The 26,409-nt window shown below is 39.4% G+C and carries 33 protein-coding genes; 6 read left to right on the forward strand and 27 right to left on the reverse strand.

Going from position 1 to position 26,409, the window contains the following annotated elements; genetic code table 11:
- Positions 1 to 132: 132 nt before the first annotated feature.
- Both ACFILD_RS08585 and ACFILD_RS08590 read right to left on the reverse strand, forming a co-directional pair.
- The gene (locus tag ACFILD_RS08585; RefSeq protein WP_375665091.1) at positions 133 to 285 is read right to left on the reverse strand and encodes a hypothetical protein; all 153 of its coding nucleotides are present in this window, start codon (positions 283 to 285) and stop codon (positions 133 to 135) included.
- On the reverse strand, positions 263 to 631 hold the full coding sequence (locus ACFILD_RS08590) for a hypothetical protein (RefSeq protein ID WP_375665094.1): 369 nt from the start codon (positions 629 to 631) through the stop codon (positions 263 to 265). Before ACFILD_RS08590 ends, ACFILD_RS08585 begins: the two co-directional genes overlap by 23 nt.
- A gap of 378 nt (positions 632 to 1,009) precedes the next feature.
- On the opposite strand from ACFILD_RS08590, the gene ACFILD_RS08595 reads away from it, so the two are divergent.
- Positions 1,010 to 1,333 carry a hypothetical protein gene (locus tag ACFILD_RS08595; RefSeq protein ID WP_273790865.1) on the forward strand — a complete coding sequence of 108 codons (324 nt, stop codon included), beginning with the start codon at positions 1,010 to 1,012 and terminating at the stop codon, positions 1,331 to 1,333.
- 1,261 nt (positions 1,334 to 2,594) lie between these two features.
- Here ACFILD_RS08595 and ACFILD_RS08600 read toward each other — a convergent pair.
- From ACFILD_RS08600 to ACFILD_RS08625, 6 genes are all read right to left on the reverse strand, one after another.
- Positions 2,595 to 3,758: a DUF6990 domain-containing protein gene (locus ACFILD_RS08600; RefSeq protein WP_375665095.1), complete on the reverse strand. Its 1,164-nt coding sequence runs from the start codon at positions 3,756 to 3,758 to the stop codon at positions 2,595 to 2,597.
- Positions 3,759 to 3,775: 17 nt separating this feature from the next.
- On the reverse strand, positions 3,776 to 4,147 hold the full coding sequence (locus tag ACFILD_RS08605; RefSeq protein ID WP_375665097.1) for a hypothetical protein: 372 nt from the start codon (positions 4,145 to 4,147) through the stop codon (positions 3,776 to 3,778).
- A gap of 350 nt (positions 4,148 to 4,497) precedes the next feature.
- Positions 4,498 to 4,623: a hypothetical protein gene (locus ACFILD_RS08610; RefSeq protein ID WP_375631441.1), complete on the reverse strand. Its 126-nt coding sequence runs from the start codon at positions 4,621 to 4,623 to the stop codon at positions 4,498 to 4,500.
- A 217-nt stretch (positions 4,624 to 4,840) separates the two neighbouring features.
- Positions 4,841 to 5,419 (reverse strand): hypothetical protein, encoded by a 579-nt coding sequence (locus tag ACFILD_RS08615; RefSeq protein WP_375665099.1) that lies wholly within the window; start codon positions 5,417 to 5,419, stop codon positions 4,841 to 4,843.
- Between the two features lie 292 nt (positions 5,420 to 5,711).
- A complete protein-coding gene (locus ACFILD_RS08620; RefSeq protein ID WP_375665101.1) occupies positions 5,712 to 6,197 on the reverse strand; it encodes a hypothetical protein in 486 nt (161 codons plus the stop codon).
- A gap of 196 nt (positions 6,198 to 6,393) precedes the next feature.
- Positions 6,394 to 6,627: a hypothetical protein gene (locus ACFILD_RS08625; RefSeq protein WP_375665103.1), complete on the reverse strand. Its 234-nt coding sequence runs from the start codon at positions 6,625 to 6,627 to the stop codon at positions 6,394 to 6,396.
- Positions 6,628 to 7,226: 599 nt separating this feature from the next.
- Here ACFILD_RS08625 and ACFILD_RS08630 point away from each other — a divergent pair.
- A complete protein-coding gene (locus tag ACFILD_RS08630; RefSeq protein WP_273790873.1) occupies positions 7,227 to 7,790 on the forward strand; it encodes an NADPH-dependent FMN reductase in 564 nt (187 codons plus the stop codon).
- An 18-nt stretch (positions 7,791 to 7,808) separates the two neighbouring features.
- On the forward strand, positions 7,809 to 8,324 hold the full coding sequence (locus tag ACFILD_RS08635) for a short-chain dehydrogenase (RefSeq protein WP_375665105.1): 516 nt from the start codon (positions 7,809 to 7,811) through the stop codon (positions 8,322 to 8,324).
- A 366-nt stretch (positions 8,325 to 8,690) separates the two neighbouring features.
- Here ACFILD_RS08635 and ACFILD_RS08640 read toward each other — a convergent pair whose 3' ends face one another.
- The 18 genes from ACFILD_RS08640 to ACFILD_RS08725 form a co-directional block, all read right to left on the reverse strand.
- Positions 8,691 to 8,828 carry a hypothetical protein gene (locus tag ACFILD_RS08640; RefSeq protein WP_375665106.1) on the reverse strand — a complete coding sequence of 46 codons (138 nt, stop codon included), beginning with the start codon at positions 8,826 to 8,828 and terminating at the stop codon, positions 8,691 to 8,693.
- A gap of 346 nt (positions 8,829 to 9,174) precedes the next feature.
- Entirely contained in the window at positions 9,175 to 9,393 is a 219-nt protein-coding gene (locus tag ACFILD_RS08645; RefSeq protein ID WP_375665108.1) for a hypothetical protein, read from the reverse strand.
- 279 nt (positions 9,394 to 9,672) lie between these two features.
- Entirely contained in the window at positions 9,673 to 9,849 is a 177-nt protein-coding gene (locus ACFILD_RS08650; RefSeq protein ID WP_273790878.1) for a hypothetical protein, read from the reverse strand.
- Between the two features lie 15 nt (positions 9,850 to 9,864).
- The gene (locus ACFILD_RS08655; RefSeq protein WP_375637677.1) at positions 9,865 to 10,437 is read right to left on the reverse strand and encodes a hypothetical protein; all 573 of its coding nucleotides are present in this window, start codon (positions 10,435 to 10,437) and stop codon (positions 9,865 to 9,867) included.
- Between the two features lie 10 nt (positions 10,438 to 10,447).
- Positions 10,448 to 10,699 (reverse strand): hypothetical protein, encoded by a 252-nt coding sequence (locus tag ACFILD_RS08660; RefSeq protein WP_375663251.1) that lies wholly within the window; start codon positions 10,697 to 10,699, stop codon positions 10,448 to 10,450.
- 211 nt (positions 10,700 to 10,910) lie between these two features.
- A complete protein-coding gene (locus ACFILD_RS08665; protein ID WP_375665110.1) occupies positions 10,911 to 12,062 on the reverse strand; it encodes a DUF6990 domain-containing protein in 1,152 nt (383 codons plus the stop codon).
- 13 nt (positions 12,063 to 12,075) lie between these two features.
- The gene (locus tag ACFILD_RS08670; protein ID WP_375665112.1) at positions 12,076 to 12,441 is read right to left on the reverse strand and encodes a hypothetical protein; all 366 of its coding nucleotides are present in this window, start codon (positions 12,439 to 12,441) and stop codon (positions 12,076 to 12,078) included.
- Positions 12,442 to 12,666: 225 nt separating this feature from the next.
- A complete protein-coding gene (locus ACFILD_RS08675; protein WP_375665115.1) occupies positions 12,667 to 12,939 on the reverse strand; it encodes a hypothetical protein in 273 nt (90 codons plus the stop codon).
- A gap of 224 nt (positions 12,940 to 13,163) precedes the next feature.
- Positions 13,164 to 13,406 carry a hypothetical protein gene (locus ACFILD_RS08680; RefSeq protein ID WP_375665117.1) on the reverse strand — a complete coding sequence of 81 codons (243 nt, stop codon included), beginning with the start codon at positions 13,404 to 13,406 and terminating at the stop codon, positions 13,164 to 13,166.
- 594 nt (positions 13,407 to 14,000) lie between these two features.
- Entirely contained in the window at positions 14,001 to 14,375 is a 375-nt protein-coding gene (locus tag ACFILD_RS08685; protein ID WP_375665118.1) for a hypothetical protein, read from the reverse strand.
- 199 nt (positions 14,376 to 14,574) lie between these two features.
- Positions 14,575 to 15,132 carry a hypothetical protein gene (locus tag ACFILD_RS08690; RefSeq protein ID WP_375665120.1) on the reverse strand — a complete coding sequence of 186 codons (558 nt, stop codon included), beginning with the start codon at positions 15,130 to 15,132 and terminating at the stop codon, positions 14,575 to 14,577.
- A gap of 57 nt (positions 15,133 to 15,189) precedes the next feature.
- Entirely contained in the window at positions 15,190 to 15,732 is a 543-nt protein-coding gene (locus ACFILD_RS08695; protein ID WP_375665122.1) for a hypothetical protein, read from the reverse strand.
- An 8-nt stretch (positions 15,733 to 15,740) separates the two neighbouring features.
- Positions 15,741 to 16,259 carry a hypothetical protein gene (locus ACFILD_RS08700; protein ID WP_375665124.1) on the reverse strand — a complete coding sequence of 173 codons (519 nt, stop codon included), beginning with the start codon at positions 16,257 to 16,259 and terminating at the stop codon, positions 15,741 to 15,743.
- A 324-nt stretch (positions 16,260 to 16,583) separates the two neighbouring features.
- Positions 16,584 to 16,826 (reverse strand): hypothetical protein, encoded by a 243-nt coding sequence (locus ACFILD_RS08705; protein ID WP_375665126.1) that lies wholly within the window; start codon positions 16,824 to 16,826, stop codon positions 16,584 to 16,586.
- A 569-nt stretch (positions 16,827 to 17,395) separates the two neighbouring features.
- Entirely contained in the window at positions 17,396 to 17,662 is a 267-nt protein-coding gene (locus ACFILD_RS08710; RefSeq protein ID WP_375665128.1) for a hypothetical protein, read from the reverse strand.
- 211 nt (positions 17,663 to 17,873) lie between these two features.
- Positions 17,874 to 18,431, reverse strand: coding sequence for a hypothetical protein (locus tag ACFILD_RS08715; protein WP_375630976.1), 558 nt, complete (start codon positions 18,429 to 18,431; stop codon positions 17,874 to 17,876).
- 48 nt (positions 18,432 to 18,479) lie between these two features.
- Positions 18,480 to 19,004 carry a hypothetical protein gene (locus tag ACFILD_RS08720; RefSeq protein WP_273790895.1) on the reverse strand — a complete coding sequence of 175 codons (525 nt, stop codon included), beginning with the start codon at positions 19,002 to 19,004 and terminating at the stop codon, positions 18,480 to 18,482.
- A 38-nt stretch (positions 19,005 to 19,042) separates the two neighbouring features.
- Positions 19,043 to 19,564, reverse strand: coding sequence for a hypothetical protein (locus tag ACFILD_RS08725; protein ID WP_375665130.1), 522 nt, complete (start codon positions 19,562 to 19,564; stop codon positions 19,043 to 19,045).
- Between the two features lie 1,816 nt (positions 19,565 to 21,380).
- Between ACFILD_RS08725 and ACFILD_RS08730 the strand changes: the two genes are divergently transcribed.
- The 3 genes from ACFILD_RS08730 to ACFILD_RS08740 all read left to right on the forward strand — a co-directional run bounded on the left by ACFILD_RS08730 (position 21,381) and on the right by ACFILD_RS08740 (position 25,910).
- A complete protein-coding gene (locus ACFILD_RS08730; RefSeq protein ID WP_273790898.1) occupies positions 21,381 to 21,947 on the forward strand; it encodes a hypothetical protein in 567 nt (188 codons plus the stop codon).
- A 1,750-nt stretch (positions 21,948 to 23,697) separates the two neighbouring features.
- Positions 23,698 to 24,642 carry a YopJ/AvrA family T3SS effector serine/threonine acetyltransferase gene (locus ACFILD_RS08735; protein WP_375654358.1) on the forward strand — a complete coding sequence of 315 codons (945 nt, stop codon included), beginning with the start codon at positions 23,698 to 23,700 and terminating at the stop codon, positions 24,640 to 24,642.
- A gap of 341 nt (positions 24,643 to 24,983) precedes the next feature.
- On the forward strand, positions 24,984 to 25,910 hold the full coding sequence (locus tag ACFILD_RS08740; protein WP_375643300.1) for a YopJ/AvrA family T3SS effector serine/threonine acetyltransferase: 927 nt from the start codon (positions 24,984 to 24,986) through the stop codon (positions 25,908 to 25,910).
- 173 nt (positions 25,911 to 26,083) lie between these two features.
- Here the strand turns inward: ACFILD_RS08740 and ACFILD_RS08745 are convergent, their stop codons facing one another.
- Entirely contained in the window at positions 26,084 to 26,362 is a 279-nt protein-coding gene (locus tag ACFILD_RS08745) for a hypothetical protein (protein WP_375665132.1), read from the reverse strand.
- Positions 26,363 to 26,409 lie beyond the last annotated feature (47 nt).

The raw sequence follows: 26,409 nt of genomic DNA on the forward strand, positions 1-26,409 counted from the left end.
CCTCATGAAGCAGTATCCAATCCATAAGAGGATGCACTCCGCCTTCAAAAGAGTGCATCCTTCCCCTCAACGGAAACTGCCAAACCCTCAATAAAGGCAGTATCCAATCCATGAGAGGATGCACTCTAGCCCTCAAAAGAGTGCATCCTTCCCCTCAACGGAAACTGCCAAACCCTCATAAGGCAGTATCCAATCCATAAGAGGATGCACTCCGCGCCTTAAAAAGAGTGCATCCTTCCCCTCAACGGATACCGCCGAACCCTCATAAGGCAGTATCCAATCCATAAGAGGATGCACTCCAGCCCTTAAAGAGTGCATCCTTCCCCTCAACGGAAACTGCCAAACCCTCATGAAGCAGTATCCAATCCATAAGAGGATGCACTCTAGCCCTCCAAAAGAGTGCATCCTTCCCCTCAACGGAAACCGCCAAACCCTCATAAGGCAGTATCCAATGCATAAGAGGATGCACTCTAGCCCTCCAAAAGAGTGCATCCTTCCCCTCAACGGAAACCGCCAAACCCTCATAAGGCAGTATCCAATGCATAAGAGGATGCACTCTAGCCCTCAAAAAGAGTGCATCCTTCCCCTCAACGGAAACTGCCAAACCCTCATAAGGCAGTATCCGATCCATAAGAGGATTCACTCCGCCTTCAATAGAGTGAATCCTTCCCTTCAAGGGTTTTACTCAATTTTCATCGCATCTCATTATTTATGAACCCTCATTTTTATGAATCCTTGGTCAAAGGCACAAAAGGAAGTTTTCTAGCGACTGCCGTATCACCCATCTTATGGGATTCCACTTGCCTACAGAGCTTTCAAACCTTTTTACGCCTTCATAAAATCGAATCTAAAAGAATTCATTAAGGCAATTAAGGGTAAATTTTGTCAAAATATAGACAAAGTTTATTCTTTTTTGTGATTGTTGTATTTTTACTATAGTTATTTAAATCGAATTTATATATGATACGTATCGATATTTATTTATCGAAATAAATATAGGAGAAAAACTATGAATATCAGATATTTTTTCATAGCGGGGGCTATCACAAGTGGTTTAGCTCTCGCGATTCAAAAATCTGATCGTATAGTCAATAAACAGCCCTCTCCTATTGTTGCACCTTATACTATTGAGAAAACAAATTTACAGTTTGTTAAACAAGTAAGGGACACATCGGATACATTGAATATACTGAGAGTCAGTAATAGAAGCGCATCAGAACAAGCATCAATAAACGATATATACGAGAAAGGAAAAAGTTTATTGAATGCAATAGCTAGTTTTTTAGGATCAATTATTATATATTTCATACAACTTGTTTCTACTAGAGTATAAGCTACAAAAAGTTCTTAAAGTAAAGTTATATACATTTTGTATATATTGTAAAACTTAAATAAAAAGGCCCTTTTTAAATGGGGCCTTTTTTAGTTTAATTTTTCCTTTGTTTTAGTTTAATTTTTATTGTGTTTTTATTTTTATTGGCCAAATATCACAGCCTTCAAAAATGCCATTTTTTGCCTTCCTCTCCCCTCAAATGACAAAGGCTCTAACCCTTAAAGCTCCCCCATAGCGCTTTAATCAATGAGAATCCGCAATCCTTTTATTCTTCTTGTTCTTCCCAAAAATTCCTCTGTTTCAAGAAAATGACCATGCATCCCCTACATCATCGGATTGGCTTACAGATCTCCATGAAGCAGACTGAAAAACACAAAAATACCATATAAATTTTTGTATCAATATCACCATACTGAAACGTTGTTGCAGCTTAACAAGCGCTGCTTCATTGGCAAGAACTTCTTAAAGACAAAAAACACCTCAAAGGAAAAAGACCCTAACACTGCTCAAAAATGCCATTTTTGCCTTCCTCTCCCCTCAAATGACAAAGGCTCTAACCCTTAAAGCTCCCCCATAGCGCTTTAATCAATGAGAATCAGAAATTCCTTTTATTCTTCTTGTTCTTCCCAAAAATTCCTCTGTTTCAAGAAAATGACCATGCATCCCCTACATCATCGGATTGGCTTACAGATCTCCATGAAGCAGACTGAAAAACACAAAAATACCATATAAATTTTTGTATCAATATCACCATACTGAAACGTTGTTGCAGCTTAACAAGCGCTGCTTCATTGACAAGAACTTCTTAAAGACAAAAAACACCTCAAAGGAAAAAGACCCTAACACTGCTCAAAAATGCCATTTTTTGCCTTCCTCTCCCCTCAAATGACAAAGGCTCTAACCCTTAAAGGCTCTAACCCTTAAAGGCTCTAACCCTTAAAGCTCCCCCCATAGCGCTTTAGTCAATGGACCTTTCCCTCATACCGCTTGAATAAGGCACTTGAATAAGCGATAATTTATGAGCATTTTCTAACAAAACAACAGAACAGTCTTAAAGAAGAGAGTAGAATTTATAATTGATTTTTCCCCCTATTCTTGAGGATCAAGCTATTTCCAGTCTATTTTTTAAAATCTTGGCTATTATTCTTGATTTTTCGAGCCCTTTATTTGGCTCTGGTAAGAAAGGTGTGAAAGCGTCTCAATCATGGCGCTTTCACATCTTTTAAATAAGAGTGCTTTTCTTCAACAGGAGAGTACAACACTAATCAATTTTTATATCCATAAATGCAGGTTCACCATCTTTAATATAAGTAATATCAGGAGCATGTTTTACCCCCTCTGCTTCAAACACGAACTGTTCATCACTCACATCAAATCCTTGTTCCCTTAATTCTTGTTTTTTCTCCTCGACTAATTTTTTATGAAAAGCACGTTTTTGATTACACGTATTAGGGGATCTCACTCTGAAAAGCTGATAGTCCATGGCTATAGACCACTTCTCAGCAACCCGTTCCAGTAGATCGTAACTGAACTTTCCTTCCCTTTTCACTTCTTGAGCGATCACCATCGCGCGTTCCAAATGGACTTTTTCAATGGTTTCATCAAAGCCAAGCTTCTCCCCTGCCGTAAAACTTTCGTCATAAGAAGCTAAAGTCTCAACATCGCCAAGTAAGGCAAGAGCAGCAAGATGCAGCAAAGCATAAGGTGCGAGCTCTATGTCATCATCCGGTGCCCAAGATAAAGAGTCTTTTTCCCAAGGGGGAATACCATATTGAGAGCGAAACATTCCATGCAAAGAATCATCTTCCATTGTCCATTTTAAAGTTTTATCGAGTGCTTTCTTTAAAAGCTGGACGCTCACTTTTTCTTCAAAAATTTCCAATCCATTGGGTACAAAATTCATAAATACCGTTGGCACAACCCCAGAATTATGAGGATTAATCGTCTGACAAGCCGCCGCAAAAATACCGCTCATAATTAAAAGTCCGCGATCAAAAGGCGAAAACTCTTCCACTCGTTTCTCGTTATAAAGAAACTGCACTTCGCGATCTGGTAAAAAGAGGGTTGCCAAATAATCTCCCTTTCCCTCGATTTCCACCGACCATCCCAAGCTTTTTAAAAGCCCTGTTGCACTTTCTATCGTGAGAATTTCATCATCATCATCATAATCGGCAGAGAACTCTTTTTCCTTTAGTTGCAAACGCCTCTCCTGCACCACAGCTTCATCTTTCCAAAACTGCTGCGTTGCAAGATCATTTTCTTTAAGCACTCTTTCCAGCTCGCCTTTCACTTGGGAATTCATTTTCATCCGTTTAAAGACAGAGATATAAAGAGCTAAAATAAGCATGATAATGATCATGCAAATAACAATCATCACCCAGAATCCGGGATCTAATAGAAATACGGCTATAGGATCACTGTTCATTTTTCCCCTCTCAGTCTTTAAAAAAGCCCGTGCGACAGAGAGCTTATGTGCTCTCGCACAGAGATTGCTTCTTCTAGTTTCTGAATATTTTTTCGCAACTCACCCGTCACTTTGGTGCGAAGCCGTAACATAACCGGAATAAAAATAATAACACAAACCGTTATGATGTCCGTTGTTTTAAAGAGAACGGCATGCACAACATATTGCCACCCTGTCAGCTGCCAATTCAATACACCTGGTATTTCTAGAACCATTTTCCACATGATAATGAGAACCGCAATAGCAAAGATAATTTTATAATCCTTTGCTGAAAGCAACGCTTGCTGGAGCGAAAAAGAATGCACTCCTTTATGCGTTTCTTGCTCTGATGCCCAATTTTGCTCCTTCATGTATTCCCCTCTCACTCTTTGAAAAGACCCGTGCGACAGAGAGCTTATTTGCTATCACACAGAGATTGCCTCTTCTCGTTTCTGGATTTTTTTCCAATTTACGCATTATGATGATGCAAAACCCAAATACCACCGGAATAAAGAAAAGTACACAGACCATTATGGTTTGCGTCATAATAAAAATTATAATATTCCTGCTACCTTGCCACCCTCTTACCTTCCTCACATTGCAAACAATAAAGATTTTCAAACCACGCCAATCTGTAAACAATAGTCACAATTCAGCTTTTTCTTCCCAAAAATTCTCTTATTTTCAAGAAAATCACCCTGCAACCCCACTTCAATAGAATTCATTTCAAAGCTTGAATGAACAAGGCTCCTAAAAATACGAAAACAACCCATATACCGCGCGCCCCTACAAGCAAAACCGTTCCTTCCTCACGCCTCAAACGATAAAGTAAGTCCCAAGCACTCACTCTAGGCTCTAAACCCCAAGGGCTCTTATTCCCTTAAATCAATACTAATCCATAATCGGCTTTTCTTTCACTCAATGCCACCCTCAACACTGCTCCTTAGAGCAATGTTTACGGACACCTCATGAAAGAGCACCAAAAAATATCAGAGGCAAAATGGTATAGAGAGCAATCCCTATAAAGGCTGAATCTCTCATAATTTCTTCATTATTTTTCCCTCTCATGACTTCTCAAACGCTGTATCCTGTTCTTGCAAGACGTTTTTCAGTTCTTTTCTTAAACAGCGATACGTTCTCACCTGCTTAAAGACACCATAATAAAGTTGTAAAATCATCATAGGAATACAAGCAACCCACAGTGTCACGCACATAAGCACGAGACCGAATATTGTAACAAGAATATCACTCCATTTTTCTCTATCGCCTTTTTTATACCAATCCTTTTGATCGGTTATTTTACCCCGTTGCTGGTTTATTTCTTTCAATTTTTGAGTATTTTTTCTCAACAAAAGCCACAATGTTATGAAGAGTATGTACAGAACTGGAAACAAGACCCAAACACACACTGTAATAACTTTCCAAAACGCATACAGAGAGAGAAAAAGAGGTGTATCCCACCACCCTGTCAAGTTCTCTTGGCTACCCAAAGATGAGAGAAAGAAAATCCTGTTGCACAACTCAATAATGAGCGAGAGGAACCAAATGACAACATGCTCTCGCACAGAAAAATAATCTTTCCCAAAAAAATAGCGTAGTTCATTATAAAATGCTGAATAAAATTCTGAATTTTTCCCCTTCATTGCTCTTCCTTTTTTTATGAAAAATGCATTTCTTTATCTCATGCCCGCTTTTTTAAGAACCACGAAAAGTGCGATGCATGGCGCTTTCCTTATTTTTAATAAAACCCCCCAACTTTCTAAAAGCGCGGTTACTCTTCCCAATGATTAAGAGCATCCTCCTCATTACAAACGAAAATAGGCTATCCTCTTTGCCAGATGATTTTCCAACCATCCCCTCTTCTTGTGTCACGAGAGCTTCTAAACATTGCCTCTTACCCCTCACGATAGCTACAAAAGCGCCTTGTCACTCTCTTTATCTTACGCGTTTTAATGCCCGTCTCACTTTACGATACGTTCTCACGCGCTTGAAAACAAAATAGTAAAATTCTAAAATGAGCATGACAACACCCGCAGGAAAAAAGACGTTTAGCAGAAATATCAACCAAAAGTATACGATAAAAAAACAGCTTATTTTTTCTCTATTGTTTTTTACTGGATTATTTTGTTGATCGATTGTGTGACCCCGTTGCTGGATAGCCTCTTCTAACTGCTGAATCTTTTTTTTCAACAAATACGTTAAGATGAGATAAAGCACCAATAAAACAGGCATCAAGGCAACAACGACCACCATGATGACTTCACGCAGCACAAAGAGCGCCAAAAGAGTGCTATCCTGCGATACACTCAACGGCCACTTGGCTTCTAATGGGATCAAAAGAGCTTTATAACCTATCCCAATAAGGATAGAAATAAGACAAATAATCATATGATCTTTATAAGAACGAAATGATTTTCCCAAAAAAAGAGAGCACCGTTTGTTATAAAATGTGGAATTTTCCCCCTTCATTTGCTCTTCCCTTTTATGCAACTGTTTGTCCCTAACTTTATAAGGACACGCATAATCTCTCAAAGCACAATTGCATCCATTATCGTCAAACAGAACACCCCAGAAAATACTCGTATTGCATATTCATGTTGCCAATAGTTTTGCCAATTCACGTGCTTGTTTTAAAGAAATCTCTCAACACTTCCAAACCAACGCGCATCACCCCCATTTCATGAACAGCCCCCATGAAGGGGATAACAATAGCGCCTCCATGAATATATCCCCTTACTATAAACTCTATCACCACCATTGTTTCAATAAAAAATGTAATCCGGCACCATTCATATACGCCCCCTGCGGCCTCTACAATAGCCTTACCCTCCCTTGCAACAAGCCACGCCATAACTCGTTCCTCAACACGGACAACCCCATTAGCCTAAGGCTCCTACGACAACCCCACCCCTGCCCAAAAAACAGCCCTATCTAGCTTCTACGATAGCCTTTATCCCTTGAAAAGACAGAAGCATTTTTATTCTTTTCTCAATTGTTTTCGGACCCCCCACTTAAGACATGAAAAAAGGAACTTCCATTGATTTGCAAATGATCGCGCAATAAGAGCATTTGAAATGAGAAAATCTTACAACTTTCTTATTCCAATTAAAAGGATCAATGATCATTCAAAATATGACGATATATTCCATTTTTCATTGGAGATCTTGCAAGCCAATAGCTTAGAATATATTCATCAAAGCGCTTCTAAGACAGAGAGACAGCCGCAATTCTTGAGATCAAGCATTTTAATATTAATGAAAGCACTAACATTCCCTTGCAAGTTTGAGGTGTTGTTTTGTCAACAATCTTGTTAGCATGGATTGATTCTATAACTATGCGATATCAGCACAATTGCTCTTTATAAACAGCATTGATACGCGCCATTTTACTCACACTTCTTTATAAGCCTTGCGTTATAGGCTTGTGGGGAAAAGATAAAGGAGAATCCTGTTGAATATAGCAATTATTTTGGGGTCTGTGCGTCAACCTTCCTTAACAAGAACTTTAGCCAATTATTTAGCGGATTGCCTCATAAAGCGGGGTGCATCACTTCAGTGGGTTGATTTGCGTGAACAGCCCTTGCCGATGACAGATCCAGATTATCATCAGCAGGTAGAGGCTAATCCAAGTGCTGCGGTCCGTGAGTTTGTAAAAACCATTGCAGCGGCTGATGGCGTTATTCTAGCAAGCCCCGTTTATCAAGGGTCTTATTCGGGTGTTTTAAAAAATGCTCTTGATAATTTGAGCTATAATGCCTTTTTAAATAAACCTGTTGGGCTTATCTCTCATGGGAGTACGGCCAAAAAATGCGCACAACCGTGTGAGCATTTAGTGCCGGTGGTGCACACGCTTTATGGTTATACACTCCAATGTCAAATCGCCTCTTCCAACGAAGATTTTTCCTCAGATGATGAAGGTCGTACTTGGAAAGTTACAAGTGAAGAGGTACAAACACGTTGTGAAAGACTTGCTGATGAAATGTACACATTTTTAAAGCAAAGAGGTGGGATTTAAAGTAATAAGGGAGGGGGCATGAAAAAAAAGGATGCGCACTATCGTTATTTAGTGGTAGGGGGCACAGGGATGCTTGCCCCTTTGTATCAATCACTAAAGCCGCAAGAAGTGATTATTGCTGCACGCTTTCTTTCCCATAAAGTCCAGCTTGAGGCATTGCACAACAAACAGTTGTGCGTGTCGTTGGATTATGATTGTGCGGCATCAAAGGCGCAATTTTTAGAAGCTGTGAAGCAATGGCATGATCTAAAATATTGCATATTATGGATTCATTCGCCCGCCTATGCATTTTCTTGCGCATTAATTGAGCAGTTGGCTCTTTTGCCTAAACCGCCATGTATTCTTCATATTTTTGGTTCCAACATGCATGATCAAATGATCCTCGAGTACGCGCGCAAAAACAAGGTTGATTTTATCCCCATTCAATTAGGACAAAAAACAACGCCCAAAGGTTTACGATGGCTGACCCATAAGGAGATAAGCCAACAGGTACTGGATGCCATAAAAAACCATATGAATAAACAAAACTTATGAGCAACACCTATGGCTTTGCAAAGAAGCAGTGTCCCTTCAATCTCTATCCATACCCGAACACCCTCTTGAATAGCCCATACTCTCTTACATCATAGGCTTTGAGAACGAACAATCCCCCTCCCTTACGCCTCTAAACAGCATGCCTATATCAACAGCTCCAAAACCAAACGTTTTTCTAACCCTTCTCACACGGGCTTATCCCCCTCTCACAACCATCACGGCTCTTAAGCAACCACACACCCTATTACAGTTTCACGTTTTTACGATTTTGCAAATTCACAGAAAACAACAAAACTTCCGATAAACCGCCCCATTAAAGCCTATACAAGCCTATTACAAACCTATCATCAGCCTTATTCATTGCCATCAGCCCTTTTCCCCCAACGCCCTCCATTCCCCATTCCCCCATTTCAATTTTGACGCATTGCACAATCCAACCTTTACGCCTCCATTGGCACCTTTTCTCCCCATATCCGCCCCACAACCATCACGGCTCTTGAGCAACCACACGCCCTATTACAGTTTCACGCTTTTACGATTTTGCAAATTCACAGAAAACAAGCAAACTTCCGATAAACCGCCCCGTTAAAGCCTATCATCAGCCTATTACAAACCTATCACCAGCCTATTCATTGCCATCACCCCTTTTCCCCCATTCCCCCAATTCCCCATTACTCCATTCCAATTTTGACGCATTTCACAATCCAACTATCCTCCATTGGCACCTTTTCTCCCCAACCGCCCCACAACCCTCACAGCCCTTGAGCAACCACACCCGCTTTTACAGTTTCACGCTTTTACGATTTTGCAAATTCACAGAAAACAAGCAAACTTCCGATAAACCGCCCCATTAAAGCCTATACAAGCCTATTACAAACCTATCATCAGCCTTATTCATTGCCATCAGCCCTTTTCCCCCAACGCCCTCCATTTCCCCATTCCCCCAGCGCGTCCTCCATTCCTCCATTCCCCCAACGCCCTCCATTTCCCCATTCCAATTTTGACGCATTTCACAATCCAACCATCCTCCATTGGCACCTTTTCTCCCCAACCGCCCCACAACCCTCACGGCTCTTGAGCAACCACACGCCCTATTACAGTTTCACGCTTTTACGATTTTGCAAATTCACAGAAAACAAACAAACTTCCGATAAACCGCCCCATTAAAGCCTATACAAGCCTATTACAAACCTATCATCAGCCTATTCATTGCCATCAGCCCTTTTCCCCCAACGCCCTCCATTCCCCCAGAGATCAGCGTAAAATGAGAAAAACAATCGATGCCCTCCTCCCAAGCCGTGAAGCAATGGCATGATCTAAAACTTATGCCTCCCCCATGACACGAGCACTACATGCGCTTTTTCAGCGCTGCGTTTAATTGTTTGGTAACCTTGTAATACGAGATCAAACGCTTGATAAAAGAAATATACAGTGCCACAATGGGTATTGTTAAGAAAAAATCAAAAACACCCCCCAGCAGAATGATCAAAATCACCGTCCAAGCTGCCGCCATTTCGTAATGCATTTTATCCCCTTCTCTTTATAAATTGATTGATTGGGTTGCTTCAGTCACTTCTTCCAATTGCTGAATTTTCTTTTTCAATCGATGAGTTAAAATTTCACGAAGGATCACAACAACAGGGATCGTTGCAAAAATACATACCGATAAAAAAAACCAGAAAAGCAAGAGAATGGCAAAATATTCAAATCTGCTCTCATCTATCTCATCTATCCCTTTAAAGAAAATCACATAGACATAAGCTTTGAAAAATATAATGATGAAAGAGAGGCATGCGTGGAGGATATAATCTTTGCGTGAAAAAGCGAGCCATTTTTTTAACGAATAGAAACTTATCTGTGTTTCTAGTGCTAAGTTTTGCGGCACTCTCTCTTTTTCTTTTCCGCTTTTTTCAAAGAAACAAAAACGCTGTGGATGTTCTTTCATCAAACGTCTTTGTTTTTTCACTCTGTAATAGAGCCTCAAACGCTTTATTAAAGAATAATAAGGCGCCACAATAATCATATTCACAAAAATGGCAAAAACTGTAACTGCATTTAGAAGAAAATATCCAATCGGCAGAAACAAAATAAAAACCGCGGCCTCACTCCTCATGTGTATAACCTCATTGATTAATCTCTTGCTGCTTTATTTTTTCTTTTAGTTTTTTCTTTATTTTTTCCAATTTACGCTCTTTAAAACGACAAATGCCCCACAAAATAGGAAGGGGTGTGAGAAGACAAAACCATATCAACACTGGTAAGAGAAAAATAAGAGAACCAATTCCTTCCCATCTTGTCCATTGCAACGGCTGTACCAGAGATTTTGCACCCGCAGAAATTTCTAAAGCCATCATGATAAGGCACGTACAAAACATGATAAAAAAGCGGCACCCTATTATTTTACACCTTCCCACCCCTTTACGCCTTTCCACTGAAGACACCATAAATTTTCTAAATGAAAAGAAAGACTCTTCAAATGTTGCTTTTTTCTCCTGCATTGTTCCCCTCTGCTTTTACGCTTCGCGCTTTTTACGCTCTATTTTTAGGTTTAAGCTCTTTTTAACTTATCTAAACTCTTTATTTTTCTCAATAAATTTTTTCCTCAACCCTAATTTCTACATCCATATATTCTAACTCCCCATCCTTTATGTAAAGAATATGAGGACGATAGTTTTTTCCATCAACCTCACAAATCGCGTCCTTTTCGTAAACAAAATATCCCTGTTGCCTTAATTCTTCTCTTTTTTCCTCGATCAAATTTTCATAAGAATCTCTTCTTCTATTGCACAAATTGGGATCTGTAGCTCTAAAACATTCATAGCTCTCTACCTCCATGGAAAAATCCTTTGCCGCCTGTTGAAGCAAATCGTAACTGGGTTGCTTTGTCTTTTCTACCGCCTGAGCAATCACCATTGCGCGTTCCAGATGCTCCTCTTCGATGCTTGTTTCAAAGCCCAGCTTCTCACCTTCCATAAAGCTTTTCTGATAAGAGTGTAAAGTTTCAACATCGCCCATCAAAGCCAGAGCTGCAAGATAACGCAGGGAATAAGAAGCCAACCGAGGGACCACAGTTTTGTTTTCCCAAGGCAGGATTCTATATTGAGAGTGAAGCATCTTGCCAAGATCAACCTCAGTCATTGCCTTTTCTAAAGCTTTCTCGAGTGCACGACGTAAACATCCAACGCTTACCTTTTCTTCAAAAATTTCCACCCCCTTCACATCAAAACTCAATTCAAGAGCAATCAAGCCTCCAGAATTATAAGGGTCTATCGTTTGGCAAGCCGCCGCATGGATACCAGAAACCACCGCAATTGCACAATCAAATCGCGGATACCCCTTCTCAGCATTATAAAGAAACTGCACTTCACGATCTGGTAAATAATAGGTGGCCAAATGATCCCCTTTTCCCTCAATTTCCACCTTCCACCCCAAACTCTTTAAAAGCGCCGTTGCACTTTCCATCGTTAAGATTTCCTCATCAGAAAGAGAAAACTCTTTTTCCTCAGATAACAGCTTAATCATCGGCGTTTCTCCACTAGACGGCTCAAAAGCGATAGGTTGTTCAAGCACGCGGCTTAATTCTTTTGTCACTTGGCAATACAGTCTCACCCGCTTGAAAGTAGAGTAATACAATGCCCAAATAAACATCACGACCACAGCAGAAAGCAGCGTGAAAAGCGTCAAGCCCACACCCCACGAGAGTACAACAACAATATCCATCATTTTAATATCTATCATTTTCCCCGCCCCTTCATGCGCTGTTTTGTTGAGAAGCGGTTTTTCTCCGCGTCCAGATTGCTTGCTCCAACATATCGATCTTTTCTTTCAACAGAACCGTGAAAATGATACGAACCACAAAGGCAACAGGGATGAACAAAAAAATAAACCATGATATAAGCTGCATGATTAACGAGAGAGCTGCCACGACATCCCCTTCCCACTCCGCCAACTTCCACCCAAGCAACATGGGTACGAAGCGAAGAGCCATTCTTAAAGCTGCCACAATGAAAGCAATACAAAAGATGACTTTATAATTTTTGCGTGTCAGAAACGCTTCTTCAAGCGCAAAAGACCGTAATTCCTCATCCAATGATACATTTTTTCCATTGCCCCTCATTTTTTATCCCTCATTTGTTTCAATTTTCAAGCCATTTTCATGAACCGAAGCTTTCGTCCTCACAATGAATGAGGGTTCATCAATATCAAGCGCTTGTATCCCTCATCTTTTATAAAGACAATATCAGGGGTGCTTTTTTTTCATCAACTTCAAACATCATGTTTTTATTCCCCACAATATATCCTCTGCTGTCTTAAGGCTTCTCTTTTCTCGTCGATCAAATTTTCATAAAATATCTTCTTCTATTGCACAAATTTGGGTCTCTGACTCTAAAATTCTAAGTGCTCTTTTTATTTTCAGGAAGATAAGCTGCTTTCCAAAGAAGAAGCAAACGAGTGCAAGAAAAGCGTAACGAGGTTGCTTTGTCTTTATGACGATTTGAATCATCAACAAAACCGGCCCAAATTGATTTTTTCGATATTTTTTTTCAAAGCCAAAACTTTCATCTTCCATAAAGCTTTTATGAGAAAGCTGCCAAATGTTAACATCAGCAAGCAATGTCAAAGCCCCAAGGGTGTGCAAGTAAAGAAGAGTCCACTTGAGAGATAGCACAATTTCCTTTTCCCAAGGAAGGGTGCTCTATTGAAAGCCCAAACACGCGGCCAAGATCACCCTCAGTCCCAGATCAACCTCAGTCATCGCCCTTATCTAAAGCTTCCTCAAGCACACGACGTAAACGCCCTACGCTTACCTTTTCCTCAAAAATTTTCAATCTCTTTGCCTTAAAATCCACCCCTTTGCCTCAATGCCTCGTTGTCAATCTGGCCCCCCCAAAATGATAAAGCCTCAAAATGATAAGGATTAATTATTTGGCAAGCCGCCGCATGAATACCAGCGTCTCTCACAATTCCATAACCAAATTGCACAAAACCTTTTTCATCCAGAGAGAGAGAGAACCTGTCCTTAGCGGTCTCGTAAATAAATAACGGTCTCGTAAAGAAAGAGATGTCTCTCTTTTCTTTCAATTTTCCCCCTCCACCCCAAGCTCTTTAAAAGATTTTTGCACTTTCCATGGAGCAAAACGTCTTGATCAAAAACTTAAGCTTTTGGCGCGACTTCTCTATGCGTCTTGCCTCTCCAACTGCAAAAAAATGGGCTCTTCTTCCCCAAACACCAGAATATCTTTTGCTTTAAGTATAGATTTTTCGCTCTCAATATCGCTTGGTAAGACAGATTTTTATGCTTGATAAAAGAAAATAAGTTACAAGATTTTCTCTCTTTAAGAGAACAGAAACAACAAGTAAAGTCCAAGAGCAGCCCCTCTTCACTTTCCCCTTAAAAGCTCACAAGAATCCCCACTCAAACAAAAATACCACTCAAGCAAGAGCACCTCTCAAGCAAGAGCACCAATTCTTTAAAAAACACGACACAAATATAAAAAAGCATAAAACGAGAAGTACACCCATGCACCTTAATGAACAAGTCAAAAGCAAGGCTCAACAAAAGCCTCTCTTCACTTTTTCCCCTCGCTCACTTTCCCCTCGCTCACTTTCCCCTCGCTCACTTTCCCCTCGCTCATTTTTCTCTCGCTCACTTTCCCTCGCTCACTTTCCCCTCGCTCACTTTCCCTCGCTCACTTTCCCCTCGCTCACTTTCCCTTCGCTCACTTTCCCTTCGCTCACTTTCCCCTCGCTCACATCGTATAATATGACGGGTGCTCCTTTCTGCTCAACCTCTTCTTCTAATTGCCGTATCATCTTGTTCAACTGACGTGTCACGATAAAACGCATAATAAAAACAATCGGTAAGAATAAAACAACACAGGCAAGCATCCATGCCAGTGGCTCGAATACGACAAGGGAAACAAAGTCCTGCCCTCGCCATATTTTAACGACAACAGTTATAACTATTGGCGCAGTCGCCATGACCGTAGAAAGATAGAATATTTTTTTATAGTCTTGACAAACAAGAGAAAGCTGTTTTTTATCAAACATTCTGCTGCTTTTTTATTTTTGGGAGATCTGTTTTAAGGCAATATCGCGTTTATTCAACACGCATTTCAGTTCCTTTTTCACGCGGCAATACAACCGCGCACGCTTGATAAACAGGTAATAAATGACAACGATTGGCACCCATATTAAAACACTTAAGAGCGTAAAGAACAGGAAAGAAATGGCTATTAATGTTATAAGACTACTCGTCATTTTGTCCCCCTTCCACATTCTGCATACGCATTGCCTGATCGCGTTGTTGTATCGCTTCTTCCAATTGTGGAAGTATTTTGTTCAATTTTCTCGTTAACTTTATGCACATGATCCCAATGATCGGAGAAAAGAGAAAAATCCCTAACCATATAAAGCTCAAAAGCTGCATGATAAAGGCAACATTATCATTTTTCCACCATACAAAATTTGCGATAGAGAAAGCAGATTGCAAAACAGCAAAGAGAATAAGGATAAAAAGAATTATTTTACATTCTTTTGAATAAAAAGGCAGAGATTCTTTGAAGTTAAGAAAGCGCATTTTCGCATCAAGGGTCTTATGGGCGAGATTGTGTCTTTTCATTTTTCCCCGATCATTGCGCAATTGTTGTATGGCTTGCTTTTGTTGCGTCGTACTCTTTTTCAAGTCTTGAGCGAGTTTAAAAGATAACCTGATATGCTTGATCAACAGGTAAGGAAGCCTAACCATAACCATAACCATTAAAACGGCAATGATGATGCCCCCTAAAAAACTCAAATATTGTATCATAATGCTCACTTTTTCCCCCTATCGCATTGATATGAAATCATCATTTTCATTCTCTTCTCAAGCAAATGTTTCTAATTTCTTTACTGTTTTTTTCACGCCATAATGAAGGAGACTATGGAGAATTAAAATAACAGGCAAAGTGATGGCACTACATACCAAAATAAACAAAAACGGCAGCGCTTCAATCAATAACAAAAAAAACAACGGATTATTGTGTGAAACAATCGCACATCGTATAGTAAAAGACGAAAAAAGCACAGCATGTATAAAAAGCGCAACTGCAATGAAAGCCATCCAAGAGATTATTTTATAATCTTTTTTTGAGAGAAGCAAAGATTCTTGAAAAGAAAAGGCACGCAACTGTGTTGTAAGAACTGTATTCTGTCCTCTCCCTCCTGCCTGATAATGCCTCAAATTCTGCGCTGCACCCTTTTTTAATTTCCGCTGCGTCGCCAATAACAAGATTGTCCGTTTTATCAACGAATAATAAATGGCCAAGATGATCTTCACGGTAGAAAGGAATATCATAAAAATTGTAGAACAAATAAAAATTGTCGTCCCTACGGCAATCAACATTCCAATGATTAAAGAAGCGGTCACTTTTCCCCCTATTGTCTTCTGTTAAGAGATTGGTTGTCTAGCTGTTGCTGCTCTGGCAAGGTTTCCCATTGTAGCATCATTTCCTTCACATCCCGTTTAAATACGGCGTTAAAGACAAAAAAGAGCGGAAACAACCCAAAAAGACCGCCAAAAATTATTTGCGGTAAGAGACATAAAAAAGCCCAAACACTATTCCACCCCGCATCAAGAACATGCTGAATTATAGGATTTTGGAAAGGGTGTTTAAGACTTTCCTGAAGTCTTTCCTGAAAACTTTCTTGTTTCATTTGTCCCAGTGCTTGGAGCTGTTCTTTGGATATAACGTGAAAAAATTCCAAAGGATCCATATAGGCAGACGCGGAAAAAAGCACCAACAAGAGGATAGCCAAACAACAAATGATGATATAATCGCCTGTTGAAAGAGCCGTCAATTTTTTGAAAGCTTCTGATTGATCCAACACTGGCTGCGATACAAAAGCCTTATCTCCCTTATGGGCAAATTGGTGTTGTGATTTATCTTCGATCATACGGATACTCCCCCACTTCTAAAATTCCCACTCTTCAATATTTGATAGCACGCCACCAGCGCGGTAAATTCGCTTAGCACCCTTCTCAGAGTAATGCAAGCACTATAAATCCCCTCTACGTATTTTATTCATTTGCCCTATACGCGCTTATACATGCGCGCTTACAAGCCAAAACACCCTTTTTTCCAAGGAAGGGTGCTCTATTGAAAGCCAAGCACGCTGCCAAGATCAACCTCAGTCATTGCCTCATCTAAAGCTTCCTCAAGCACACGACGTAAACGCCCTACGCTTACCTTTTCCTCAAAAATTTTCAATCTCTTTTCCTTAAAACCCACCCCTTTGCCTCAATGCCTCGTTGTCAATCTGGCCCCCCAAAAATGATAAAGCCTCAAAATGATAAGGATTAATTATTTGGCAAGCCGCCGCATGTATACCAGCGTCTCTCACAATTCCATAACCAAATTGCACAAAACCTTTTTCATCCAGAGAGAGAGAGAAACTGTCCTTAGCGGTCTCGTAAATAAATAACGGTCTCGTAAATAAATAGATGTCTCTCTTTTCTTTCAATTTTCCCCCTCCACCCCAAGCTCTTTAAAAGCACTGTTGCCCTTTCCATAGAGCAAAACGTCTTGATCAAAAACTTAAGCTTTTGGCGCGTCTTCTCTATGCGTCTTGCCTCTCCACCTGCAAAAAAATGGGCTCTTCTTCCCCAAACACCAGAATATCTTTTGCTTTAAGTATAGATTTTTCGCTCTCAATATCGCTTGGTAAGACACATTTTTATGCTTGATAAAAGAAAATAAGTTACAAGATTTTCACTCTTTAAGAAAACACCAACAGCAAGTAAAATCCAAGAGCAGCCCCTCTTCACTTCCCCCTTAAAAGCTCACAAGAATCCCCACTCAAGCAAGAGCACCTCTCAAGCAAAAGCACCTCTCAAGCAAAAGTACCAATTCTTTAAAAAACACGACACAAATATAAAAAAGCATAAAACGAGAAGTACACCCATGCACCTTAATGAACAAGTCAAAGGCAAGGCTCAACAAAAGCCTCTCTTCACTTTTTTCCCTCGCTCACTTTCCCTCGCTCACTTTCCCTCATTCACATCGTATAATATGACGGGTGCTCCTTTCTGCTCAACCTCTTCTTCTAATTGCCGTATCATCTTGTTCAACTGACGTGTCACGATAAAACGCATAATAAAAACAATCGGTAAGAATAAAAAAAACACAGGCAAGCATCCATGCTAGTGGCTCGAATACGACAAGAGAAACAAAGTCCTGCCCTCTCCATATCTTAACGACAACAGTTATAACTATTGGAGCAGTCACTATAACCGTAGAAAGATAGCATATTTTTTTATAGTCTTGCCAAACAAGAGAAAGCTGTTTTTTATCAAACATTCTGCTGCTTTTTTATTTTTGGGAGATCTGTTTTAAGGCAATATCGCGTTCATTCAGCACGCATTTCAGTTCCTTTTTCACGCGACAATAAAGCCTCGCACGCTTGATAAACAAGTAACAAATTGTCCAAACTGGCACCCACAATAAAATATTTACGATCATATATAACAGGAAAGAAATGGCTATTAATGTTATAAGACTACCCGTCATTTTATCCTCCACGCCCATTCTGCATACGAATTGCCTGATCGCGTTGTTTTATTGCTTCTTCCAATTGTGGAAGTATTTTGTTCAATTTTCTTGTTAACTTTATGCACATCACCCAAATGATCGGAAAAAAGAGAAGAAATCCAATCCATAGAGAAGCGTTCAACAGTGACATGATCCCGCTGATCATATCACTCTTCCACCATACCAAATTTGCGATAGAGCAAGCAGCCCGCAAAACAGAAAAGAGGACAAAGATAAAAAAGATTATTTTACATTCTTTTGAAGAAAGAGGCAGAGATTCTTTGAAGTTAAGAAAGCGCATTTTCGCATCAAGGGTCTTATGCACAAGATTGTGTCTTTTCATTTCTCCCTGATCATTGCGCAATTGTTGTATGGCTTGTTTTTGTTGCATCGTACTCTTTTTCAAGTCTTGAGCGATTTTAAAAGATAACCTCATATGCTTGATCAACAGGTAAGGAAGCCTGACCATAACTATAGCCATTAAAATGGCAATGATGGTGATCCCTAAAACAGCCAAACATTTTATAACAATAGTCATTTTTCCCCCCTATCGCATTGATATGAAATCATCATTTTTATCCTCTGCTCAAACAAATGTTTCTAACCTCTTCATTGTTTTTTCCACGCCATACTGAAGGAAACTATGGAGAATTAAAATGACAGGTAAAAAAACAATAATCCATAGCCAGAACCACAACAGAAGCTGCATGACAAACATGCCAACCGTAAACAATAGAACCATATAACCGTGTAAAACAATCGCAGATTTTATAAGAAAAGAAAAAAAAGCTATCAAACCTGTAAGAGACACAATCACAATGAAGGCTAGAAAAAAGATGATAAAATAATCTTTTCTTGAAAGTTCCAAAGATTCTTTAAAAGAAAGGGGGCTTAATTCTATTGCACAAACTGTATTCTGTCCTTTCCCTCCTGCCTGATTATGCCCCAAATTCTGCGCTGCACCCTTTTTTAATTTGCGCCGCATCCAAAACAACAATATTGTCCGTTTTATCAACGAATAATAAAGTGCAAAGATTGTCATGACGGTAGAAAACAGTATCATGATCTCCCCGAGAAACATGAAAGCACCCAACCCTCCTGTGATCAACATTCCAAAACTCCTTACAAAAGAATTAGCCTCTCGTTTCCCTATTGTGTTCTGTTGAGAGATTGGTTGTCTAACTGTTGCTGCTCTGGCAATGTATCCCACAGCTTCATCATTTCCTTGACATCCCGTTTAGAGATGGCGTTAAAGACAAAAAAGAATGGAAAGAACAGCACAAGACAAAACCAAATCATTTGCGGTAAGAAACATAAACAAGCCCAAACACCATTCCATCCTACGTTACGCAAAAACAAGACAGCAGGATTATTTTCAAAAGGCTGTTTCAAAATCTCCTTAGTCATTTTTCGAAGATCTCCTTGTTCCATTTTCTCCAGTGCTTGAAGCTGTTCTTTAGATATAATGTGAAAAAACTCCAAAGGGCTCATATAGACAGTCGCGGCAAAAAGCACCAACAAGGGGATAGCCCAACACAAAATGATGACGTAATCTCTTCTTGAGAGAGCCGTCCATTTTTTAAAAACTGCAGACTGATTCACCCCTGGCTGTGATGCAAAAGCCGTATTTTCCTCATGGATAGATTGGTGTTGTGATTTATCTTCGATCATATGGATATTTTCTCACTTCTAAAATGCCCACTCACTCTTTGAAAACATGCAACCAGAAAAACCGATTTATCGAGCACTCTTTTCACCATGAAACCCGTGCTATAGGACTTTTTAAGTCTATTTTTTTAAATTCCCTATACGCGACAACATACAATCTCTCAGGCTTACAAGCACAAACGCTATTGTGTCTCCTTATCTATGACCCACACCTTAAAAGACAATGTTTCACAAAACTCAACAAGCAAAAATATTCAATCTAAAAAATATATGATGTGTAAAATTTTACTAATAACATACTGATTTATAACAATTTATTATTTAGCACATTAAATGAGAACCCTAAATAGCATAGGATTGTCTTATTCCAAACCTGTTCCATATTGGGCCAATCCAAACCATGTCTCTTGCGCGTTACAAGCAGAAAGAGCCATATAGAGTAAAATATTAAGAAAGGATGATAAATGCCTCTAAGGAAGCGTCTCAAATGCCAAGGGCTGTCGCAAAAATGAGAGCTGGCAAAATGTGTGATGCTATGGACTTTCTTCTTCACAAGCGTAAAAATGGAAGTGTTCAATAGATTTTATAGTATTCAAACTTTATATGGATTTCATTGGGGGACTTTATCGTTATACCCTTCATGAGCACCCTTGCGAAATGGTCAAAAGAGAGCCCTAAGACATGCCTCTTTAAAAAGCAACACAACACAAAGTCGAACAAGCAACCGATTATCCAGTATGAAAAGCGCGCGACAAACAACCTTAATCCTCATTTGAAAGCTTCTTAATTAAAAAGGCTTCATTAAAGATGAAATATCTCACAGCCCCCACATTTATACAGCCCCTACATTCATCAAGGCATCTCCCATAAAAGCATCTTTTTATAAAGGCATTTTCTTCTTATAAAAACAGCTTCTTTCGATAATGCATCCTTTCCTTTAAACGACATCCCCTCGTCTTATGATGAGATCCATTAAAACGGAAAATTTTATACTCTATAAAGGATACTTATAAAGGAAATACCAAACCAAATAGCGAGATCATTCACAGTTTATTTTAAGCCGATAAACGATATTTTATTTGAAAACATAGAGCATCTTATGCTATTATAATAGGATACGGAGGTTTGCTTTTTGCCGCTCTCTGCCACTCAAAAGAAGACAACATATCTCCTATAAAGGATAAAAATATGCTTAACAGCGTGATGTATATCAAATATCTTGGGAAAGCGCCCACCAACAAAAAAATAAGAGAACCCAAATAACAAGCTCCCAACTTAAGAAAACAATGACCTTTCAAAAGTGGAATTGAAAAGTTTCCACAAAGCGCTCGTGAAAAAAGAGACAAATAATCCCATTAGAAAAAACTTCCCATTAGAAAGACGATGACATGCCCTTAAAATCCATTCTTATTTTTTCATTCACATTTGACAAAAATTTTCCTTCAATCTCTCAAGAACAGTTAAGAAATATTTAAAAAGCAAATAATTCGCTATCCATGAAAAAATAAGCATGATAGGGGCGGAAGATAAGACTGATAGGGATAAGATAAAAAAGGTAAGAAACACTTTAAAGATGATTTTTTCGCCCCACACCGTTGCTTTTCTTTGCATTTAAAACGCCTTTAGTATCGTTTGTTTTTTGATCTGCAACGGCTGATATTTCCCAGTATTTGCTCACTCCCCCCCCCCAGTATTTTCCTCCTTTTAAGTATTTTCCCCCTCTTAAGTATTTGCTCCCCCCAATATTTGCGCCAAGTGCTTTTTACATCACTGTCCCCCATCAACAGACAGTTTCTTTTTCATTCAAATGGTTAAGTTCATGAAAATACGTAAAAAACGCGGTAGACCGAAAATAACAGGAAAGCGAGAGCCCAAAGGACGTATTTCACGTGCCCAAAGCTCCAGCGAATCTGCGCTTCAATCTGCGATTGAAATGCGTGCAAAACACTTTGGTTTAAGCCTCGAAGAAGCGAAAAATCCGCTTGTTGGGACCTATATTGGGCGTCTTTGTTTGCTTGGCTATAAAGAGGCTTCATCAGGCATCAGTAAAGAGCAATATGACACGGCACAACAATACTTGCAAATTAGAAACGACTATTTATGTGCAAAAGGTTTACCAAACGGCTATTATGATGGTTTTACGCACAGCGCATCAGATGAGAAAGCAAAAAAGCAATGGGTCCAAAGAGCAACGGAACACTATGAAGATATGCAAGAAGCGATTAAAGAAGCACAATATCTACATCGTCAACACAACTTTCATGCGGCATTACACTATCTTGTTATAGAAGATCAACCGCTGCCTAATCTTGTTGGTTCGTTGCGTATTATTCTTGATGCCCTTTATAAACATTTTGACAGTTCTACCCCAAAGAGCCTTTGCTAAAAACACTCATCGTTTCCTCCCCCTCACAGGATAAAGATTCCCCTCTCCTTTTATAACATGCCTCTTTATAACCAGCTCCTTTATAAAGTCCCCTTTTGGCAGGGTGCACTTGAGATCCACTGAGCTTGCCCTTTCATAGAATTTCATAGAATTAACAAGCTTAAAGCGCACAACAAACAAGCTTTAAAATATCCACCACGCCCTTAAAAAAATACTTCAACCTGTCAAAGAGACTTAACCTTAATCTACCCATGGCCTCACTTAACCATGCCTCAAAGGACAATAATTCACGGCATATTCACGGCATGGGCAGGATAAATATTTTGCCCCTCTTTAAAACAGCAACATTCTCCCCTCTACCCCCATTGTAACAAACCACCCTCATCATAAACTTCGCCCAATATCGCGACATCCTTAGCTTTTAAGACAATTCATTATCGTCATTTTACGTCTTTTCTTGTACAATTCTATATGGCTTTCCTGATCTTATGACGGACAAAAGCTATGGCTTTTATTTCAGCATAATCTGGGTTTCTCATTCAAGATAAATAACGATAAAATATCCACTATAAATCAATAGCTTATCATTAAAACAACCCGTTGATCTTTGACAAAATTAAAAGCATCATCCCTTAAAGGAAAGAAAAAGCCCCTACCAACAATCTTCTCCCTCATCAACAACTGCACCGATAACCCTCCACCCATCACACCACCGCTAATACGACAGCCAGCACAACCCCAATCGCCCCCACAAATCGCCAACACCTAAAGCTTTGCCCCGCAACACCATCCAACCACCGCCTTCCCAATTTCATCAATAAAATACCACGGATTTCAAAACCACAATTCTCCCTTCATCTTGTCCACGCCTTTCTCAAAGGAGAAAAAGCGTTTACTCAATAAATCTTTATACAGAAACCTTTAGAGACCCCAACAGCCACTCGAAGAGCCATCACGCCTCTAACCACCCACGGAACACCCCACCTCGTCATCCCCCTCGGAACACCCTCTGCGCAACACCTAAAGCTTTGCCCCCGCAACACCTTCCAATCACCGCCTTCCCAATTTCATCAATAAAATACCACGGATTTCAAAACCACAATTCTCCTTTCATCTTGTCCACGCCTTTCTCAAAGGAGAAAATGTTTTTTGCCACATCAAAAACTTTTCCATTAAAACAAGATATTTTGCTGCATAGCTAATGAATGAGCTTTTTTCTGTAGATTTTTTTCCACGATAAAAAAGGAAAAATAATCGTTTTGCGGTTGACAGAATATGAAAAATCGTATTTAATGACAGGTGCGGTAAGGGGTTTTCTGCGTCCAGATTTCATCATAAAATTTTCGCATTATTATAGACTATTATAAGTTATTATAGACTGTTATAAACAGTGTGTTTCGCGACAATGTTTAAAACTTTACGGTTTGAAGGTATCTTTCGTCTTTTTCTGACTGTTTTCTTTTGCATCACCCAATTTGCATCACCAACAGCCCCATAATTTTGAGATTTTCAAAACAAGTCGTATTCACTAAGGGCTCCCAACAGAACGCCCTAATAATCCCCCCATAAAATACCAATATCATACATCACAGCAATGATGAGCAATACACGCATAAAAATATGAAAACGGCATCATTATGCTCTCATCGCCTCACCTTTCAAGATGCAAAGGCTTTTTTTCAAAACATTGTTTAGCCAGAATTGAAGAAGATCATATCACCTATCGATCATCAACATAGAGGCTAAGATTATGAAGCCACAAGATTCTCCCCCACCTCATTCCTCACAAACACCAGAAGGCGCAAGCGCACCTGAAGGGGCGCATGCAAATGCATCATTAGACACTCTTGCTGCACATTTAGAACGGCTTAACATCGAAAAAATAAAAAACACTCCTTTCAACCGTGCCGAGTTAAAAGATATTGTTGCTGGTTTAGAACAACATAATGCCGATGGCAGTTGGATCAAAAATTATTATGATATTTTAGATCTTTACATGATGCCAGCCTTGGTAGATCAAGCAAATCGTAAATATCCAGAGATGAATCTTAAACTTGCAATGACACCTGACGACTTTGCACTCTCACTAAAAGAAACGCTCGAAAAGGGCATAAAATCTTCTAGACTGATTGTTAACGCAAAAGATAGGGGAATTCATTTTGCTGTCATTGATCATCAAACCATAGGGGACAAGACATCTCTGATATTTTTAGAACCTACCTCACTGCGTGACACACTCCCCGCCTTACTGGCATTAAGAACGCGACAATCCATTGAACATCACCAATTGCCTAACATTCATTTTGCCATGGCAGAAATGAATATTCAACGCAGTTCCTCTGAATGTGGGATGTTCAGCTTAAGCCTTGCTAAAAAGCTTTATCTCGAAGCTCAAAAATTAGAAAGACTACACAAAGATAATATTAAGGGTGTGTTATGTGAACCAGACACGCCTTTACCTGCTGAAAAATTAGATCCATATCTTCCAGCTCGTTTATACAAACACGTGCAAGGCAGAAGACGTCTTAGGGAATATCTAACAGCCAATCCAGAAGCAGCACATGAAAAAGTAAACAAAAAAGGCGAAACCCTAAACGAGAGGTTTGAGAGAAGCTTGGTGGCAACAGAGACAAAAACTGTTTCTGTTTCACAACACAGAAAAAGAGCAACAGAATACAAATCTCTAATGATGTAATAAGCATTTGGCCATAGCCCTATTCCACATCCACAAAGAATGGCGCTCTGCGGCTTTACGGTAAGATATAAGTTGCTGTTAGCAAATCTTCTTTTCCCTTTGAAAGAAGTAAAGAGCTAAAGATGCAAACAGTAAGCAACGTGATCTCTTAAAAGACAAAAAGATACCTTGCCTTTGACTCTGAAAAGCGTGGGGTTTTGTCTTTCGTAACAATTTTTTTAAATAAAGATGATTGCATCTCTTTGTTTTTTTTAGCTAAAAAATCTTTCCTGCAAACATTGTTTAGCCAGAATTGAAGAAAATATTATTTTCTACCAATTATCAATATGGAGGCTAATAGTATGAAGCCACAAGATTCTTCCCTCCCTCATTCCTCACAAACACCAGAAGGGGCAAGTGCAAATGAATCCTTAGAAGACCTTATTGCACGTTTGATGCAAAGTTCCATCCAAACAGAAGAAGAACATGTTGCACCAAGTTCTGACGAATTAAAAGATATTATTACAGGCTTAGAAGATGATCTCGTCACCGGCCGTTGGATTAACGCTTATTATGAAAACACAGATATTAGATTGATGCCGGCTCTCGTAGAAAAAGCAAACAGCAAATATCCAGACATGAATCTCAAATTGGCTCTTACAGCAGAAGAGTTTTCGCACGCACTAAAAGAAGTCGTTGAGAGCGACGCGAAATCTGCCCGATTTATAGTAAATTCGGGAAGCAAAATCCACTTTGCCGTCCTTGATTATCAAAAAGTTGATGACAAAATCTCTTTGATTATGCTTGAACCTACAACATTTCAGAATATCACAGCTTGCAAACTAGGGATAAAAATAAATCAAACCCTTCAATGTCTTCAACTGCCTCCTTATTCTTTTACCACGGCAGAAATGGATATTCAGCGAAGCTCTTCTGAATGTGGGATGTTCAGCTTAAGCCTTGCCAAAAAGCTTCATCTTGAATCTGATAAATTAGCAAGATTGCACAAAGATAATGTTAAGGGTGCATTATGTGAACAAAATTCATCTTTATCTGCTGAAAAGTTAGATTCCTATCTTCCAACCACTTTTTATAAACACACACAAGGAAGAAGACGTCTAGAACACTATTTAAAAGCCAATCCGGATGCTGAACATGAAACAGTAAACAAAAAAGGTGAAACTCTGAGAGAGAGATTTGAAAAAAACTTAAGAACAACAGAAGGAAAAACTGTTTCTGTTTCCTCCCACCAAAAAAGGCTCACTGAATACAAATCTTTATCGATGTAATTGAGGCTTTTTCCATATTCCTATTCATCAAAGAACGAAGAGAGGCTGCTTTACAGCTAAGATTTCTCTAAGCAAACCAGCTTTTGCGCTCATAAAACAAAAATAGCAAACAACTTTCCTCTTAACGAAAAAGCACCATTGTCCTATAAAAACCATCCCCTCTTAAAATTGTATCAAAATTCCAAAGCTCTTGTTAGCCCAAAGCTCTTTGTAATAATGAGACTATTTGGATAAGCAAAACGCTTGATACATAAAATATTTAATGCTTTCGTCTTCAGTAAAAGCATATGTCTTATTTTTCTGAGAGTATCCACTTCGTATCTCAAACACCCCCACATCAATGCCATACGACCAAACAACCGCAATAGACCACGCTTATCGTGCATCAACCAAACAACCGCCCCCACCAAGAAGGCTCCATCAAAAACACCAGGACAAGGTCTTAAAATCAACAACCTCTCTTAACGGAAAACACCAGCCCAACTATTTACCCCTCTTG

It is taken from the genome of Bartonella sp. CL162QHHD, assembly GCF_042195435.1.
Lineage (GTDB): Bacteria > Pseudomonadota > Alphaproteobacteria > Rhizobiales > Rhizobiaceae > Bartonella.